Annotated in this window: 16 protein-coding genes and 1 other RNA gene; 7 read left to right on the top strand and 10 right to left on the bottom strand. The window is 52.3% G+C overall.

Features of this window, described 5'->3' with window-relative positions; translation table 11 throughout:
• Window positions 1-49: 49 nt before the first annotated feature.
• Entirely contained in the window at window positions 50-451 is a 402-nt protein-coding gene (locus tag FDX19_RS08625) for a YraN family protein (protein ID WP_137382404.1), read from the bottom strand.
• Window positions 409-2,466, bottom strand: a complete 2,058-nt coding sequence (locus FDX19_RS08620; protein WP_137382403.1) for a penicillin-binding protein activator — start codon at window positions 2,464-2,466, stop codon at window positions 409-411. The genes FDX19_RS08625 and FDX19_RS08620 overlap by 43 nt, the downstream gene beginning before the upstream one ends.
• 62 nt (window positions 2,467-2,528) lie before the next feature.
• On the opposite strand from FDX19_RS08620, the gene rsmI reads away from it, so the two are divergent.
• A complete protein-coding gene (gene rsmI, locus FDX19_RS08615) occupies window positions 2,529-3,392 on the top strand; it encodes a 16S rRNA (cytidine(1402)-2'-O)-methyltransferase (RefSeq protein ID WP_137382402.1) in 864 nt (287 codons plus the stop codon).
• Between the two features lie 2 nt (window positions 3,393-3,394).
• On the top strand, window positions 3,395-4,438 hold the full coding sequence (locus FDX19_RS08610; protein WP_137382401.1) for a Fic family protein: 1,044 nt from the start codon (window positions 3,395-3,397) through the stop codon (window positions 4,436-4,438).
• Here the strand turns inward: FDX19_RS08610 and FDX19_RS08605 are convergent.
• The 8 genes from FDX19_RS08605 to garD form a co-directional block, all read right to left on the bottom strand.
• Entirely contained in the window at window positions 4,435-5,208 is a 774-nt protein-coding gene (locus FDX19_RS08605) for a DeoR/GlpR family DNA-binding transcription regulator (protein WP_048213375.1), read from the bottom strand. The genes FDX19_RS08610 and FDX19_RS08605 overlap by 4 nt on opposite strands.
• Before the next feature lie 111 nt (window positions 5,209-5,319).
• Complete coding sequence (gene gatD / locus FDX19_RS08600; protein WP_137382400.1) at window positions 5,320-6,363, bottom strand: galactitol-1-phosphate 5-dehydrogenase; 1,044 nt, start codon at window positions 6,361-6,363, stop codon at window positions 5,320-5,322.
• 44 nt (window positions 6,364-6,407) lie between these two features.
• A complete protein-coding gene (locus tag FDX19_RS08595) occupies window positions 6,408-7,781 on the bottom strand; it encodes a galactitol-specific PTS transporter subunit IIC (protein WP_137382399.1) in 1,374 nt (457 codons plus the stop codon).
• A 4-nt stretch (window positions 7,782-7,785) separates the two neighbouring features.
• Entirely contained in the window at window positions 7,786-8,070 is a 285-nt protein-coding gene (gatB, locus tag FDX19_RS08590) for a PTS galactitol transporter subunit IIB (protein WP_003828616.1), read from the bottom strand.
• A 29-nt stretch (window positions 8,071-8,099) separates the two neighbouring features.
• The gene (gatA, locus tag FDX19_RS08585) at window positions 8,100-8,564 is read right to left on the bottom strand and encodes a PTS galactitol transporter subunit IIA (RefSeq protein ID WP_137382398.1); all 465 of its coding nucleotides are present in this window, start codon (window positions 8,562-8,564) and stop codon (window positions 8,100-8,102) included.
• Between the two features lie 14 nt (window positions 8,565-8,578).
• Window positions 8,579-9,850 carry a tagatose-bisphosphate aldolase subunit GatZ gene (gene gatZ, locus FDX19_RS08580; protein ID WP_137382397.1) on the bottom strand — a complete coding sequence of 424 codons (1,272 nt, stop codon included), beginning with the start codon at window positions 9,848-9,850 and terminating at the stop codon, window positions 8,579-8,581.
• A 133-nt stretch (window positions 9,851-9,983) separates the two neighbouring features.
• Window positions 9,984-10,838, bottom strand: a complete 855-nt coding sequence (locus FDX19_RS08575; RefSeq protein ID WP_137382396.1) for a tagatose bisphosphate family class II aldolase — start codon at window positions 10,836-10,838, stop codon at window positions 9,984-9,986.
• 179 nt (window positions 10,839-11,017) lie between these two features.
• The gene (garD, locus tag FDX19_RS08570; RefSeq protein WP_137382395.1) at window positions 11,018-12,589 is read right to left on the bottom strand and encodes a galactarate dehydratase; all 1,572 of its coding nucleotides are present in this window, start codon (window positions 12,587-12,589) and stop codon (window positions 11,018-11,020) included.
• 411 nt (window positions 12,590-13,000) lie between these two features.
• Between garD and garP the strand changes: the two genes are divergently transcribed.
• From garP to rnpB, 5 genes are all read left to right on the top strand, one after another.
• Window positions 13,001-14,335, top strand: coding sequence for a galactarate/glucarate/glycerate transporter GarP (garP, locus tag FDX19_RS08560; RefSeq protein ID WP_137382394.1), 1,335 nt, complete (start codon window positions 13,001-13,003; stop codon window positions 14,333-14,335).
• Between the two features lie 15 nt (window positions 14,336-14,350).
• A complete protein-coding gene (gene garL / locus FDX19_RS08555; RefSeq protein WP_137382393.1) occupies window positions 14,351-15,121 on the top strand; it encodes a 2-dehydro-3-deoxyglucarate aldolase in 771 nt (256 codons plus the stop codon).
• A gap of 30 nt (window positions 15,122-15,151) precedes the next feature.
• Window positions 15,152-16,042, top strand: a complete 891-nt coding sequence (gene garR, locus FDX19_RS08550) for a 2-hydroxy-3-oxopropionate reductase (RefSeq protein ID WP_137382392.1) — start codon at window positions 15,152-15,154, stop codon at window positions 16,040-16,042.
• 65 nt (window positions 16,043-16,107) lie between these two features.
• Entirely contained in the window at window positions 16,108-17,253 is a 1,146-nt protein-coding gene (garK, locus tag FDX19_RS08545) for a glycerate 2-kinase (protein ID WP_137382391.1), read from the top strand.
• Between the two features lie 32 nt (window positions 17,254-17,285).
• An RNA gene (gene rnpB / locus FDX19_RS08540) (RNase P RNA component class A) lies at window positions 17,286-17,662 on the top strand.
• The last annotated feature ends 103 nt before the right edge of the window (window positions 17,663-17,765 follow it).

Below are 17,765 nucleotides of genomic sequence, written 5' to 3'. Positions count from 1 at the left end.
GTACCAGGCACGTCAGGTTATTTTATTTGCCTGATGGGCAGGTTCTGATTCAACTATATGAGCGGTCGTTGAACGCGTTCTTAAACCACTCAACATCATTTCCGGTGAAGGCTAACACATCGAACCGGCAATCCACAGTATCAAAGCTCCCATTGTGGCGCGCAAGCCACAAGCGGGCGGTCTGTAATAATTTGTGTTGTTTGCTCCGGGTCACACTCGCCGCCGCGCCGCCAAATTGAGCGGACCGCCGGTAGCGGACCTCAACAAAGACGGTGGTCCTGCCTTCACGCATTATCAGGTCGATTTCGCCGCCACGTTCACGTACGTTGGCGGCGATAAAACGCAGTCCTTTGCTTTCCAGCCAGTGGCGCGCAGTCGTTTCCCACGTATCACCGGTCTGTTTACTCGTTAACTGGCGGGGACGACCTGTCCTTGCTGGTATTTGAGCCATGATAACTTCCTGTTAATCACGCAATCCTGCGTTGCGGTCAACGCGCCGGTGTTGCCGTTAATTTCGAAGCCCTGCACCTGACGCATTTGCGAGAAATGATTAGCGAGCGACCAGGCATCGACACCCATTGCATACATGCGCGCAAGCGAGTAGTCATTGCGTACTGCACTCAGCGCTTGCTGCATGAGCGGCTCGTTGCCGCCAGCCAGCATGGGAATTTCGCTGTACTGTAGGCCTTCCATCTCCAGACGGAAATCTGGACCAGCGGTGCCCTGCGCGCTGCGGGAGCTGGCGTACAGCGTCGCACCGCTCTGGCTGCCGTTACGCATGGCGATCATCGGTTTAATAAACGCAATTTCTTCCGGCGTTGCCAGAATATACACGGCATCAACACGACCGCTGCCGCCAGTGATTTGGGCATCGGTAGGCGCAGCCGGTATCGTCAGACCGCCAATCGTCACGCCAGGTTGCGCAGGCACAGAGGACGTCACCGGGCTACCTGTCAGGGAAATCCCCGAGCCGCCGTTAACGCCCATTTTCAGCTCAGCCGTGGAGCCGAACTTCTGCTGCAGCACCGTGCCGCCCCCCAGTTTTTGCCATTCCTGCGCAAAAGCATTAGCCACGCGATCGCCTAACGCACTACGCGGGATTAACAGCAGTGGTGCTTGTTTTCCTTGTTCACGGATGTGGCGTGCGGCATCGCGTGCTTCATCTTCTGGTGATAGTGCGAAGTAGCAAACATTCGCCAGATTCTGTACCGACTCTGGCTGGTTTAGCGCCAGAACGTTGAGCGGTGTATTGCTTTTCATCAGCTCTTCGACATTGTTCTTCAACAGCGGGCCGACAACAATGCTGGCGCCATCCTGCTGTACCTGAGCCAGGATCTGATTCAGCGGCTGTGATGATGTGTCGTAGATTTTCAGCTCTGCGGACGGATTCGCCGGCGCGCTGGCGTTCGCTGGCTGTGCAGGCGCTGTTGGCTGCACAGCTGCAGCTTCTGGTTGCGCTGGCGTATCGTTGGTCAGATCGCTGACAGAAGCCTGAGACGGGCTGGCAACGCCGTCAGTCGTCTGTGGTTGTGTCGTTGTTGCATCGGCACCAGCATCAGTGTTAGCTGCAGGCGCGGCAACAGCAGGAGCGGCTACGGGTTGAGTGCCCATGTTTTTTGCCGCTTCAAAGCCCTGCTGAATGGTTCGCCCAAATACAGCGGCCTGACCGTTCAGTGGTAACAGCAGGGCGATTTTGCTGGTGGAGGCGGGCTTAAAGCTCTGCACGTTAACCAACTGTGTTGGTAACAGTTTTGCCCCAGGATTTTGTGGGTAACGTTTCTGCCAGTCCGCAATACCGGCTTTCATCATGTCCGGATCGTTACGGTTATCGAACCAGACGCGCTGGAGATCCAGCCAGCCTTGCAGCACGTTTTCATCAGCGTTGATGACCAGCGTCTGCGCTTGCTCCTGGGTCATGGACGACAACGCCTGCCAGGTGGCGTCCATGTTTTTCTGCTTAGCATTCGCGGCCAGCAGCGGTTCCTGTGCGATCAGGGCGCGCAGCAGCGTGAGCGACGGACGCCCCTGATTGGCGTCAATTTGCGCCTGCCAGTAACGTGCTTGCTGGTTTTGCGAGAAATCGGCTGGTTTTAACTGGCCCAGTAGAGCCTGTGCGCCAGCGATATCTTTCTGCGCAAGTTTGATTTCGACAGCCAGCAGTGACTGTTCAAGACGCTGGGTATCGTTCAGTTGCTGCGGCAACTGGTTGAACAACTCGACCGCCTGCTGGCTCTTGCCTTCTTTCAGCAGTGCACGAATGGCGAGTAATTGCCAGTTGGTCTTGCTATCATCTGAGCTTTGCTGCATTTGCTGCAGATAAAAGCCGGAATCAGCCTGTGCTGTGCCCTGCATATGGGCAGCACTCTGGTCTGGCGCCTGGGTGCCACAGCCTGCGAAAATTAATGCTGCCAGAATGACAGGCAGCGCGCGTGCAGCTTTCAAATGAGAAAATGTTGAGGGTACCATACTGTATCCAGTGATATTTTTTACGCAATGCTCAATATTAAATCGGCAATACGGACGACACAATGAAACAACACGAATCGGCGGATAATTCTCAAGGCCAACTCTTTATTGTACCTACTCCTATCGGAAATTTGGCTGATATTACCCAACGAGCGCTCGAAGTTTTACAAGCCGTTGATTTAATTGCCGCTGAAGATACCCGCCATACAGGATTGTTGTTGCAACACTTCGCGATAAACGCCCGTTTGTTTGCGTTGCATGACCATAATGAGCAGCAAAAAGCCGAAACGCTGGTATTGAAACTGAAAGAAGGGCAAAACATTGCGCTGGTTTCCGATGCCGGAACACCGTTGATTAACGATCCTGGTTATCACCTGGTACGCACCTGTCGCGAAGCGGGGATCCGTGTGGTACCTCTGCCAGGCCCTTGTGCGGCGATTGCCGCGCTGAGTGCTGCAGGTCTGCCATCAGATCGTTTTTGCTATGAGGGTTTCCTGCCAGCCAAATCTAAAGGGCGTCGTGATGCGATGAAAGCCATTGAGGCCGAGCCGCGTACGCTTATTTTTTATGAATCTACCCACCGCTTGCTGGATAGCCTGGAAGACATGGTTGCCGTGTGGGGTGAATCCCGCTACGTGGTGCTGGCGCGCGAGCTGACCAAAACCTGGGAAACCATTCATGGCGCGCCGGTGGGTGAGCTGCTGGCGTGGGTCAAAGAAGACGAAAATCGCCGTAAAGGCGAAATGGTGCTGATCGTCGAAGGGCATAAAGCGCAAGAAGACGATCTTCCGGCTGATGCGCTGCGTACGCTGGCTTTATTACAGGCAGAATTGCCGCTGAAAAAGGCGGCTGCGCTGGCCGCAGAAATCCACGGCGTGAAGAAGAATGCGCTGTATAAGTATGCGCTGGAACAGCAGGGGGAGTAAGAGTGAGCACCTACCAACCTCCTTTCGTCGTCACTCCATTGATCCTCAATCAAGTCATTGAAGTTGGTGAGTTGATGGGACATTGGGCGGCGATGGCTGGTAGGGCATCCCCTCTTTTACGCAAAGAGAATCGCATTCGTACAATCCAGGCTTCTTTGGCGATTGAACATAATTCGTTGACGACAGAGCAGGTCACCGCGCTGATGGAAGGTAAGCGAATTCTGGCGCCAGCTAAAGATATACAGGAAGTCAGAAATGCCATTCTGGCCTATGAAAAAATGTCGGAGTGGAAAAGTGAACGGTTAACCGATCTCCTTCAGGCCCATCGGGTCCTGATGTTAGGGCTGGTCGATAATCCCGGCCAATTGCGTTCTGGGAATGTCGGTGTCTACAGGGAAAAGCATCTTATCCATATGGCCCCTCCTGCCTCACAAGTTCCGCGTTTGGTTAATGACTTGCTGGGTTGGTTAAAAACGACAGAACACCACCCGCTTATTGCTGGGGCTGTTTTCTACTATGAATTTGAATTTATTCATCCTTTTTCTGATGGTAATGGGCGAATGGGGCGGTTGTGGCAAACATTAATTCTGCGGGAGTGGCGCGCCGAATTGGCCTGGCTGCCGGTAGAAACGCTGATTCATTACCAGCAGGATCGGTATTATCAGGTATTAGGGCAATGCGATCGGCAAAGTAGTTGTACGCCATTCATAGAATTTATTTTGGGAAATATCATCTCTGCTTTGAAGGAGGGATTAGGGCAAGCACCGACGCTTGAAAACATCATCTTTGCTTTGCAAGAGGGATTGGGGAAATCATCAGCCCTGTCGGAAGAAATGTCGGAAGAAATGTCGTCTGAGTTAGCGGAAACAGAAAAACGTATTCTACAACTCTTATCAACTCAGCCTAAGTTAACTGCGGAAAATATTGCGGATGAATGCGGCATCTCATCCCGTACCGTTGAACGATATCTGAAAGCGTTGCAGCAAAAAGGAAAGTTGCAACGCGTTGGCGCGAAGAAAGGCGGGATGTGGCGGGTAAAAAACTAAACGATCAGTAACTCAACGCCTGTTTTAGCGAGCGCTGATTTGTCCTGCTTGCTGATGCTATCGTCGGTTATCACGCAATTAATCTTCTCCATCGGCAGTACCTGATTAAAGCCACGGCGATTGAACTTTGTCGCGTCCAGCACTGCGATGACCTTATGTGCGGCAGCTGCCATGACGCTGCTAATGGAGTAGCCTTCGTTAAATGTCGTAATACCATTAGTGGCATCAATCCCATCGGCACCAACGAACATCAGGTCAGCGCTGATCCCTTGTAGAGAACGTTCGGCGATGGTGCCATGCATCGAGTGGGTTTTATGGCGAACGGTTCCACCGCAGACGACCAGCGTAATGTCTTTGTTTTCCGACAGTGTGAATGCGGCAGGTAGGCTATTGGTAATAACGGTGATATTACTTTTTCGGTTTAACGCCTCCGCGATAAGCAAGGTGGTGCTTCCGCTATCCAGAATGACGGTCATGCCTTCTTCGACCATGGCGGTCGCGGCCTGGGCGATCCTTTTTTTCGGATCGCTGGCAAGTTGATACCGCTCTTCCAGTATCACTTCCTGATTGTCGCCTTCAGCCAGGTGGCTTCCCGGTTTTGCCGCCCCGCCGTGAAAGCGGGTGACAAGACCTTTCTCCTCTAATAACCGCAGGTCGGCGCGAATAGTCACTTCAGAAATACCAAAGGTATTCGAAAGGTCCATTACCAGCACGCTGCCTTGCGTATTAATCAGGTCGACAATTTTGTTCCTTCTCTCAAATGAGTTCATATTGATTTACCTGATAATTTAATTATCACTAGTTTAATCGAAGGATTGCGAAAGGTGAACGCTAAATTTCGAAAGGAAATGTGAGCCAGCGCAGGTTGCTGGCTCGTGAGGTCAGGCAAATTTGAGCAGAATTTTTCCCTGCATCGGTGCGCCATTGAGTGATGCTACCGCTTTGGCAAAACTGTCCGCGTCGCCGCTATGGGCAATTAACGGCTCCAGTTGCAAACGTTTTTCGGTCAGCAGGCGTGCAGCGGTTTCCCACTCCTCTCCTGGCCATGGGCTGGAGTAGTTCATCCAACTGCCGAGAATCGTTAATTCCTTACGCAGTATTTGGCCAAATACACTGGAAGTCAGCGTCAGGTCCTGGTGCAATGTACCCACTAACGCCACCTGTGCGCGAGGGCCAGCAATTTCTACAGACAGGGCTACGGTTTGTGGTGTTCCTGCTGTCTCCAGTACCAACTGATCGAACTGTATGTCGGCCAGTGCAGAATAGATTTCCGTCGCGCTCATCTCCCGGCTATTGAATACGTGAGTGGCTCCCAACTCTTTCGCTAACGTCAATTTTTGTGTGTTGATATCAATTGCCGTGACACTTTTTGCACCTAGTTCGCGGGCACATTGCATCGCCAGCAAACCGATAGTGCCTGCGCCAACGATAATCACGTTTTTACCTTCGCAGCCCTGGGCCAGATGGAAGGCATGCAAACCGACGGTAATCGGTTCGATGAATGCCCCGTCATCAATCGGCATATCTGATGGCAGGCGGAACAGGTTGGCGCGTTTTACGACCACATATTCCGCGTTGCCCCCTTCGCTACGCGAACCGACAAACTGATATTGCTTACATAACGAAAAGTAACCACGCTCACACTGAGGACAGTGGAAGCAGGGGAGTAGCGGCACACAGGCAACGGCGTCGCCTGGTTGCATATCAGTCACACCGGTGCCGTAGGATTCAACATAACCGCTAAATTCATGACCCAGTGTTATTGGGTAGTAATGCGCACCATGAGAGAAAATACGCGGGATATCAGAACCGCAAAGTCCTGAACTAACCACCCTGACCAATACATCGTTATCGGCTTGCAGTTGGGGCATGGGACGTTCTTCAACGCGTACGTCTCCCTCAGCGTGAATAACCACTGATTTCATAAGAGTCTCCAGAAATGTGAAGGGGAGCAAATGCTCCCCAGAAATTAAGATGTGGGCTGGCTTTCTGAGATAGCGGCTGCTTTTTCGGCGGCGACGAAATGACGTGCCCGGCGCCAGGTCAATAGCACACCTGCGAAGTAAATGACGGCAATCACGGCAAACGCCACGACGTTTTGCCAGGTAAAGAGCTGAATCAGTAACCAGGTGATCGGCGAGCCCCCCTGGTCCAGAGAGGCGACCATTCCACCGGCTTTCAGTGCCCCGGCATTGGCGGCAAGCTGAGTGTGTAAGCCGATAGTCTGGGTGGCTATCCACAAGGTGATGCCCATGATGATGACGCCAGAGATCAGCGTGCGGAACAGGTTCCCCTGATGAACGGCTACCGCCATTGCGACAAAGAACCCAATAGTAGCAAGATCACCGAAGGGCAGAACCTGATTACCTGGAACCAGGACGGCAATCAGAATGGTCAGCGGAATAAAGATCAGGCTGGCGGAAACCACCGACGTATGGCCGAGCAGCAATGCGGGATCCAGACCAATTAAGAACTCCTGACCGCCAAATTTCGCCTGCAGACGTTTGCGTGCATGTTTTGCAATAGGTGTTAAGCCATCCATAATCGGTTTAATGACGCGTGGCATGAGCAGCATAACGGCAGCCGTTTTTACCGCCAGTTGCAATACTGCTTTGATGTCATACCCGGCTAACAAGCCGATCACTAAGCCCATAACAAAACCGACGGTGACTGGCTCACCAAAAGGACCGAAGCGTTTCTGTACATCATCTGCACTGAAATGAATGCGATTCAGGCCTGGGATTTTTTCAATGATCGTATCAACCAATACCGCTATTGGCCCCAGATAGGCTGATGAGCCGTGTGGGATGGCAATACCTTCGAGACCGAAAAAGTCGCGCGTGTCTTTCGCAAACCAGTCGCCAAGTTTGTAGACAAAAGCGGCGTGAACGACAACGCCCAGGATGCCCAACCAGTATGAGCCCGTCGCCAGATGTAACATTGCGCCAGTGAACGTCATATGCCAGATGTTCCAGATATCGACATTGACGACCCGGGTCATTCGGGTGACCAGCATCAGGATATTGACCCCAATGGCGACAGGGATAGCAATCAAGGCGATCTGTGATGCCCATGTCATCGGTGATGAACCCGGCCAGCCAACATCAATGACATGCAGATTGATTTGAAACTGCTCCGCCATTGCTTTTGCGGCAGGCCCGATAGAATCCAGCATCAGGCCAATAACCAGGCCGATACCGACGAAGCCAATCCCAATATGCAGACCGGATTTAAAACAATCCCCGAGCTTCATCCCCAATAGTTTTGAGAAGATGATGATCACGAGCGGCAGCATGACCGTCGGACCTAAGTCGAGGATATAACGCATTATTTCGCTAAACATGGCGTCACCCCACGAGGATAGTCAGTATTTTTTGCTGCAACGCTTCGATACCCACGCCTGAAACAAAAGGCATGCCGTGGACCACAGGGATATCGCCAAAAGTACGGTCAACACGGGCGGTGGTACAGATAAGATCGGCTCCATCCATATAGGTTTCGATTTCTGTTACCCGGCACTGAACCAGGTCGAGTTGGATATTGTTGGCTTCACACAGTTCTTTAATTTCTTCTGCTGCCATTGTTGAAGTTGCTACCGCACCGCCACACGCCACAATTACTTTACGTTTCATAGGGTATTCCTTTTATTATCAGTTTGTTATCAAGCCTGCGCGCAAGGCTCAGACTCAAGGATTTTTTCCCGAAAGAGCATTGCCAGTTCAGCATCTGGCGCATTCAATAATGCTTCAATGGTGTTCGGGTTTTGCAGCTCACTAAACAGGCGACGTAACAGCTTTAGCTGAGCCGTCGGGTTCTCAACGATTAAGGCAATAATTAAAGAGACCGCTATCTCTTCATCATCATCTGCCTGCTGAAAGTTGACAGGCGTCTCTGGGCGAATCAGATAGATAGCTGGCGATTTCGCATGAACGGCTTCACAGTGCGGGATCGCAACGGCGTGACGTTCCAGCGCTATCCCAGTTGGGAATATGGCTTCACGTTCCATTAAGGCCTGCGGGTAGCTTTCATGCACGACCCCTTTGGCCAGCATCTCTTCCCCAATGTGCGCCAGCGCATGCTGACACGAGCTAAAGTTAATTCCGGTTCGGACAAAGAGTTGGCTCATATATTCTCCAGATTTCAGGCGATAACTGGCGCGCAGCCAAAGCGATAGGCACGCAGAACGTCCTGGATTTTGTCGATAATCAGATTATGGGGGGTAGCCGTGAGCGTTCCTTCTGACAGGCGTTCAAACTGCACAGGCATAAACTGGCTAATTAGCCCCAGCGGTAATGCCACACCGTTCAGGTTGGCAATTAACTTTTCCACGCTTTGACGAATACGCGGATGAGGCCAGTAGTAGCGAATACGGTCAGACAAGCTGAAGTGAATATCGACCATCGCCTGGCTCCAGGTTGGACGATAGTATTTTTTCCAGTAGTCCGGCTCATTCAGCATGACTTCATCAATCACCTCCAGCACCCGGCTCCGTTGTTCCGGAGAGATCAGCTCATTTTCCATTTGCGCCAGGGCAAAAATAGCTTCGCGAAGGGCGAAAGTCAGCGCGGGACCTACTTTCAGAATCGCATAGTGGTCACGTACCAGGTCACGATAGGCTTGACGGGTTTGATAATCGGTGGAGTGCGCCTCGTAGACCATCGGCGTCTCTTTGATCCAGGCGGAAAGCGCTTCTGCGGCTTGTGGTTGATAGTGAATGATCTGTGTGTGATCAAACTCCACGCCTGGCTGGACGACAATGGCGATCACACGGGTTAATGCGTCTTCAAGCCCTAATGCGCGAAAAGCGACCTGGTGTGTTTCCAGGGTACGGGCAGCATCTTCTTCGCGGGTAACATGTACGGTACCAATAGTACTGGCTTCTCCGCCAGGTACAGGAACTTCTGTCCCTATAACGTAAGTTAATTGGCGTTTCTGTTCTTCAGTGGCTGTTGCCTCTGCGGCCTGGCACAGTACAGCGGCGCGCTCGGCGACAACCATCGGATCCAGCGGTGTGGGATCGTCAGCACAAGACATAGAGGCATCAAGATGGATTTTACTGAATCCAGCGGCGACATAAGCTTTAATTAAATCTACGGATTTCGCCATCGCCTCTGCTGCCGGTTCATTTTGCCAGCAGTTAGGACCGAGGTGATCGCCCCCGAGAATCAGTCTTTCACGAGGGAAACCGACTTGTTCTGCAATGTTATACACAAAGTCACGGAAATCGGCAGGCTTCATCCCGGTATAGCCGCCAAACTGATTGACCTGATTTGATGTCGCTTCGATCAGCACTTTACTGTCTGTATTGAGATCAAAACGTAATGCGGATTCAATCACCAGCGGATGGGCTGAACAAACAGAACAAATTCCCAAATGTTCACCCGCTTTATGACGAGAGATTATTTCTTTCACTTCTATCTCCGATATCTTTTGTTTATCTTCATAATATTTTTGGATTGAAGGCAAAGGGTAAAAGCATCTTTCGTGATCCAGCTTTAAAAACAAACCTTTGTCAGCACCCGTGCAATTCAAATTAATGAAGGACTTACAGCTTTCCTTCGCAGCCGCAGTCGGCAATGACTTTACGTACCACCTCTTTCATCGCCGCTTTTGCTGGCACCATGTAGTGCCGTGGATCGTTCGCATCGGTGTGGGCGCTCAAGTAGTTTTTGAGTGCGTCAGCAAAGGCGATTTTGAGTTCGGTAGCGACGTTGACTTTGCAGATCCCGAGGGCGATTGCGCGTTTAATATCCTGAGGGGGTAGGCCGGAAGCGCCATGTAAAACTAAAGGAATATCAACGCATTGACGAATTTCTGCTAACCGTTCAAAGTCCAGTTTTGGCTCTGCGGTGTACAAGCCGTGGGCAGTGCCAATGGCGACTGCCAGTGAGTCGATACCTGTTTTCTCTACGAACTCTCGAGCCTGCTCAGGGTGGGTATAAAGTGCATCCTTGCCATCAACGATCAGGTCATCTTCTTGCCCGCCCAGGCGTCCCAGTTCTGCTTCAACGCTGGCGTCATAGCGGTGGCAGTAATCCGTCACGCGTTTGACTAACGCGATGTTATCGGCAAACGGTAAATGGGAGCCGTCGATCATGACAGAGCGAATCCCTGCACAGACTTTTGCCTCAATATCGCTGACGCTTTCATGGTGATCGAGATGAATTGCCAGGGGGAGGTTCCAGCTTCTGGCCAGCTCGCTGGCGATAGCGACTATATTACCGACACCAGCGTAACTAAAAGTACCTGGTGTTCCGGCGACGATCAACGGAGAACGTAGCTCGGCAGCCGTTTCCACGACAACCTGTAAGGTCTCGAGGTTGTGGATGTTAAATGCGGGGACGGCGTAACCTTCTTGTTGAGCCTTCTTCAGCATTGTTTTGCTTGAAATGATAAACATACTTCCTCCGAAGTCTTTCGATTTCTTTCTTCGAAATAAAGTATAGGGTTTCGTAATGTTTTTTTGTGATTCTGATCTGAAAAATGAAAGTTTCGAAAGTAATGGGAGGGTTGCGAAAGTTTATGACAAAAAAAAGAGCATGCCCGTAGACATGCTCCTGAAGAGAAAACAGTGAAAAATCAGGTTACCGGTGCCGGGTTAAATACCGCCAGCTGGTTATGTAATCCCCACTGATCCGAGAAGGTTTTCTTACGCCCGCTGGCCACATCGAGAATGAACTCGAATAGCTTCAACCCTACTTCTTCGATGGTTTCTTCTCCGGTCGCGATGGTACCTGCGTTGATGTCCATCAGGTCAAACCAACGATTAGCCAGTTCGGTACGCGTCGCCATTTTTATCACCGGCACGGCCACCAGACCGTACGGCGTACCGCGACCGGTGGTGAACACCTGCACGGTGATGCCGGAAGCAACCTGCTGCGTACCGCAAACAAAATCACTGGCGGGAGTTGCGGCGTAAATCAGGCCACGCCTGGTTGGACGCTGACCCGGCGACAACACTTCGACAATCGCGCTCTTGCCAGACTTGGCAATGGAGCCCAGCGCTTTTTCCACCACGTTTGCCAGACCGCCTTTCTTGTTGCCCGGAGAGGGGTTAGCGCTGCGGTCAGTTTTCCCCATATCGAGATAGTTGTCGTACCAGGCCATCTCTTCGAGCAGGCGTTTGCCCACCTCTTCGTTAATTGCCCGCGGGGTCAGAAGGTGGATGGCATCGCGCACTTCGGTCACTTCCGAGAACATCACGGTTGCCCCGCAACGTACCAGAAGATCGGATGCATAACCGACTGCCGGGTTGGCCGTTACGCCAGAAAACGCATCGCTACCGCCGCATTGCATGCCGACAACCAGTTCTGATGCCGGACAGGTTTCGCGCTGGCGCTGATTGAGCTTTGCCAGGTGGCGCTCAGCGACCTGCAAAATGTCTTCTACCATGGATTTAAAACCAACGTGTTTTTCATCCTGCAGGCTGACGATACTGGCGCTGTCTACCGGAATACTTTTCACATCGTGTGTACCTTCCAGCAGGCGCTCAGGCTGGAGTTTTTCACAGCCAAGGCCGATGACCATGACTTCACCGCCGAAGTTCGGGTTCAGCGCAATATTGTGGATTGTACGAATCGGCACGATGGCGGCTGGGGCATTGATCGCCACGCCGCAGCCGTACAAGTGATTGAGCCCCACCACGCCGTCGACGTTCGGATAGTTGGGCAGCAGATCGCGCTCAATGATTTTCACGACATAATCCACCACGCCCGCCACGCAGTGCACGCTGGTGGAGATGCCGAGCAGATTCTTGGTGCCGACGCTGCCGTCAGCATTGCGGTATCCTTCGAAGGTATACCCCTCCAGCGGCGGCAGCGGTTCCGGAACTTTGGTGGCCAGCGGTAATGTTTCCAGCGGCGGGGCTTTTGGCAGTTCAACCATAGATTCATCGATCCAGCTGCCGCGTGGGATATCGCGAACGGCGAAACCTATCACTTCACCATAGCGGACAATTTCGCCGTGAACAGGAATATCTGTTAGCGCCACTTTATGGCCCTGGGGGATATGCTCTATCAGCGTCAGTCCATCCGGAAAACGTGTCCCGGCTTTCAGACCATTGTCATTGACAATAATCGCCACATTATCTGTGTCGTGTACTTTAATATAAAACGCCGTTGGCGATTCTTGTCTAATTTCGATGTCGGCCATTGTCCAGTATTCTCCAGCCAGGTGGTGATAATAATTGTATGGGTGTTGATATGTTTAATCTAATTAAAAGCAATAAAGACTTGGTATTGTGAAATAAGAATGTCAGGAGATTAAATCTGAGAATGTGACCATGATCACTTAAACTCAGGTACACCATGCTGCCAGCGGTGGCAATACGTAAATGTGTGCATTAGCGCCCATGCTTATGTGCATCAGCCCAAGAGAATATTCTAACGACCTTTCTTTAGTGAGCATTTGCACAATGATTAACCGTGTCGTGCTGATTATACTAAATCACGGTTTCACAGCACCGGATAAATTATTGCGTATATTTATTGGCGGTAATTAATTATTAAAAATGCCTGCCAAATAATAAAAGACATGTGCCCGAGGTAGCCCGAGGTAAATAGTATGATACTGGATACGGTGGTAGAGAAAAAGAAAGGCACGCACACTCGTTATTTAATATTGCTGGTAATCTTTATTGTTACAGCCGTTAACTATGCGGACCGTGCGACGTTGTCTATTGCCGGTACGGAAGTGGCGAAAGAGCTACAGCTTAGCGCCATATCAATGGGTTACATTTTTTCGGCTTTTGGCTGGGCTTATTTGCTGATGCAAATCCCCGGCGGATGGCTGCTCGACAAGTTCGGTTCGAAGAAAGTCTACACTTACAGCCTGTTTTTCTGGTCGCTGTTTACCTTCCTGCAGGGATTCGTGGATATGTTCCCGCTGGCCTGGGCGGGTATTTCAATGTTCATCATGCGTTTCATGCTGGGCTTCTCTGAAGCGCCGTCTTTCCCGGCTAACGCACGCATTGTGGCCGCCTGGTTCCCCACGAAAGAGCGCGGTACAGCATCGGCAATTTTTAACTCCGCGCAGTACTTCTCCCTGGCATTATTTTCCCCGCTGTTGGGGTGGTTAACTTTTGCCTGGGGCTGGGAACATGTCTTTACCGTGATGGGGGCGATCGGCTTTGTGCTGACCGGGCTGTGGGTGAAATTGATCCATAACCCGACCGAGCATCCGCGTATGTCGCAAGAAGAACTGAAGTTTATCTCTGACAACGGCGCGGTGGTCGATATGGATCACAAGAAGCCGGGTGATGCGGCATCTGGCGGCCCTAAGCTGCATTATATCAAGCAGTTGCTGACTAATCGCATGATGCTGGGTGTGTTCTTCGGACAGTATTTTATCAATACCATCACCTGGTTCTTTCTGACCTGGTTCCCGATCTACCTGGTGCAAGAAAAAGGCATGTCGATCCTCAAGGTTGGTCTGGTGGCTTCTATTCCTGCGCTGTGCGGATTTGCCGGTGGCGTGTTGGGTGGGGTGTTCTCCGATTATCTGATTAAACGCGGCTCCAGTATTACTCTGGCGCGTAAGCTGCCAATTGTGCTCGGGATGCTGCTCGCGTCGACCATCATTCTGTGTAACTACACCGATAATACCACCCTGGTGGTGGCGTTGATGGCGCTGGCGTTTTTCGGAAAAGGCTTCGGCGCGCTGGGCTGGCCGGTGATTTCCGATACTGCACCGAAAGAAATAGTCGGTCTGTGTGGTGGTGTATTTAACGTATTTGGCAACGTCGCGTCCATCGTAACCCCGCTGGTGATTGGTTACCTGGTGAGCGAGCTGCATTCATTTAATGCTGCGCTGATGTTTGTAGGATGCTCGGCGCTGATGGCGATGGTTTGCTACCTGTTTATTGTCGGTGACATTAAACGTATGGAATTGCAGAAATAAACAAAGGTATAGGCGATGAATAACACGATATTCCCGAACAAATTTAAAGCGGCCCTCGCGGCGCATCAGGTGCAGATTGGCTGCTGGTCTGCGCTGGCCAATCCAATCAGTACCGAGGTATTAGGCCTGGCAGGCTTTGACTGGCTGGTGCTGGATGGTGAGCATGCACCGAACGATATCTCGACGTTTATCCCGCAACTGATGGCACTGAAAGGTAGCATCAGCGCACCGGTTGTGCGTGTTCCGACTAATGAGCCGGTCATTATCAAGCGTCTGTTGGATATTGGGTTTTATAACTTCCTGATCCCGTTTGTTGAGACCGAAGAAGAGGCGATAAACGCCGTAGCATCTACCCGTTACCCACCAGAAGGGATTCGCGGTGTATCTGTTTCCCACCGTGCCAATATGTTCGGTACCGTGCCGGACTACTTTGCTCAGTCGAATAAGAACATCACTATTCTCGTGCAGATCGAAAGCCAGCAGGGTGTTGATAACGTTGATGCCATCGCGGCGACCGACGGCGTAGACGGTATTTTTGTTGGCCCGAGCGATCTGGCTGCAGCATTAGGTCATCTCGGCAATGCTTCCCACCCTGACGTACAGAAAGCAATCCAGCACATCTTTGCCCGCGCAAAGGCACACGGTAAACCAAGCGGCATTCTGGCCCCGGTAGAGGCGGATGCCCGTCGTTATCTGGAATGGGGCGCAACGTTTGTTGCCGTTGGCAGCGATCTTGGCGTATTCCGCTCGGCCACACAGAAGCTGGCTGACTCCTTTAAGAAATAACCACCATCGACAGTAGAGAGAGATAGAGATATGACAATGAAAGTTGGTTTTATTGGCCTCGGTATTATGGGTAAACCAATGAGTAAAAACCTCCTCAAGGCAGGTTACTCGCTGGTGGTTGCTGACCGTAACCCACAAGCGATTGCGGAAGTCATCGCCGCAGGCGCAGAAACCGCCGCCACGGCGAAAGATATTGCCGAGCAGTGCGACGTGATTATTACCATGCTGCCGAACTCCCCGCATGTGAAAGAGGTCGCGCTGGGTGAAGGTGGCATCATTGAAGGGGCGAAGCCGGGAACCGTACTGATCGATATGAGTTCCATCGCACCATTAGCCAGCCGCGAAATCAGCGACGCGCTGAAAGCGAAAGGCGTGGATATGCTGGATGCACCGGTGAGTGGCGGTGAGCCGAAGGCGATTGATGGCACGTTGTCGGTGATGGTTGGCGGCGATAAAGCGATTTTCGATAAGTACTACGATCTGCTGAAAGCGATGGCGGGCTCTGTGGTGCATACCGGCGACATTGGCGCGGGTAACGTCACCAAGCTGGCAAACCAGGTTATTGTAGCGCTGAACATTGCGGCGATGTCTGAAGCGCTGACCCTGGCGACCAAAGCGGGCGTGAACCCGGATCTGGTGTATCAGGCTATTCGCGGCGGACTGGCGGGCAGCACCGTGCTGGATGCCAAAGCGCCGATGGTGATGGATCGTAACTTTAAACCCGGTTTTCGTATCGACCTGCATATCAAAGATCTGGCGAATGCGCTGGATACTTCACACGGCGTGGGCGCACAGCTGCCGCTGACCGCAGCGGTAATGGAGATGATGCAGGCACTGCGCGCTGACGGGCTGGGAACGGCTGACCACAGTGCGTTGGCATGTTACTACGAAAAACTGGCGAAAGTGGAAGTCACTCGCTAACAAGAAGGGCGCGGATGCGCGCCCTGTATTTCTTGCCTTGCGCGGCACAGTCAGGCTACATAACTATGAAAATCGTAATTGCCCCAGACTCTTATAAAGAAAGTCTGTCTGCCTCCGAGGTAGCTCAGGCAATAGAAAAAGGATTTCGGGAAATTTTCCCCTATGCGCAATATGTGTCTGTTCCGGTTGCCGATGGCGGTGAAGGAACAGTAAAAGCGATGATAGCCGCGACGCAGGGGACTGAACGTTCAGCCCTGGTGACGGGGCCGCTGGGTGAAAAAGTGAATGCCTGCTGGGGCATGTCCGGAGAGGGTAAAACCGCGTTTATCGAAATGGCGGCAGCCAGCGGTCTGGCGCTGGTTCCTCCTGAAAAGCGTAATCCGTTAGTCACCACGTCGCGTGGCACCGGGGAGTTGATTTTGCAGGCGCTGGATAGCGGTGCGCAGAGCATTATTATTGGCATTGGCGGCAGTGCGACCAACGACGGCGGCGCGGGTATGGTGCAGGCGCTGGGGGCAAAACTCTGTGATGCTAACGGTACTGAAATCGGTTACGGCGGCGGTAGCCTGGTTTGCCTCAATACCATCGATGTTTCGGGGCTGGATCCGCGCTTAAAGACCTGTTCAATCCGCGTTGCCTGTGATGTGACAAATCCTCTGACGGGCGATACTGGCGCATCCCGCATCTTTGGCCCGCAGAAAGGGGCGACTGAGGAACACATTGTCGAGCTGGACCGCAACCTTTCCCACTATGCCGATATCATTAAAAAATCGCTCAGGGTGGATGTGAAAGACGTGCCTGGCGCAGGAGCTGCTGGTGGTATGGGGGCCGCGTTAATGGCTTTTTTAGGCGCGGAGCTACGCAGTGGTATCGAGATTGTGACTCAGGCGCTCAATCTGGAAGAACATATTCACGATTGTACGCTGGTGGTCACCGGTGAGGGACGCATCGACAGCCAGAGTGTGCATGGCAAAGTGCCGATTGGTGTGGCAAATGTGGCGAAGAAGTACCACAAACCCGTAATTGGTATTGCCGGTAGCCTGACACGCGATGTGGACGTGGTTCATCAATATGGCATTGATGCGGTGTTTAGCGTATTAACCCGTATCGGCACGCTGGAGGACGCTTTCCGCGGGGCATCGGATAATATTTACCGCGCGTCAAGGAATATCGCTGCCACGCTGGCAATCGGAATGCGTAGTGCGGGGTGACAAAGGCGCACGAACCCTCTATACTGCGCGCCGAAGCTGACCAGACAGTCGCCGCTTCGTCGTCGTCCTCTTCGGGGGAGACGGGCGGAGGGGAGGAAAGTCCGGGCTCCATAGGGCAGGGTGCCAGGTAACGCCTGGGGGGGAAACCCACGACCAGTGCAACAGAGAGCAAACCGCCGATGGCCCACGCAAGTGGGATCAGGTAAGGGTGAAAGGGTGCGGTAAGAGCGCACCGCGCGGCTGGTAACAGTCCGTGGCACGGTAAACTCCACCCGGAGCAAGGCCAAATAGGGGTTCACAAGGTACGGCCCGTACTGAACCCGGGTAGGCTGCTTGAGCCAGTGAGCGATTGCTGGCCTAGATGAATGACTGTCCACGACAGAACCCGGCTTATCGGTCAGCTTCACTCTTTATAAAACCCCGCTTCGGCGGGGTTTTTGCTTTCTGGGCAGGCTAAATGAATGACTGTCCACGACGCTATGCTCAAAATAACGCGGCTTATCAGTCAGCTT

The sequence above is a fragment of the Citrobacter sp. wls619 genome, from assembly GCF_005281345.1.
Taxonomy (GTDB): domain Bacteria; phylum Pseudomonadota; class Gammaproteobacteria; order Enterobacterales; family Enterobacteriaceae; genus Citrobacter.
Note: the sequence above shows the minus strand (reverse complement) of the source record. Positions and strands in the feature narration are given on the sequence as shown.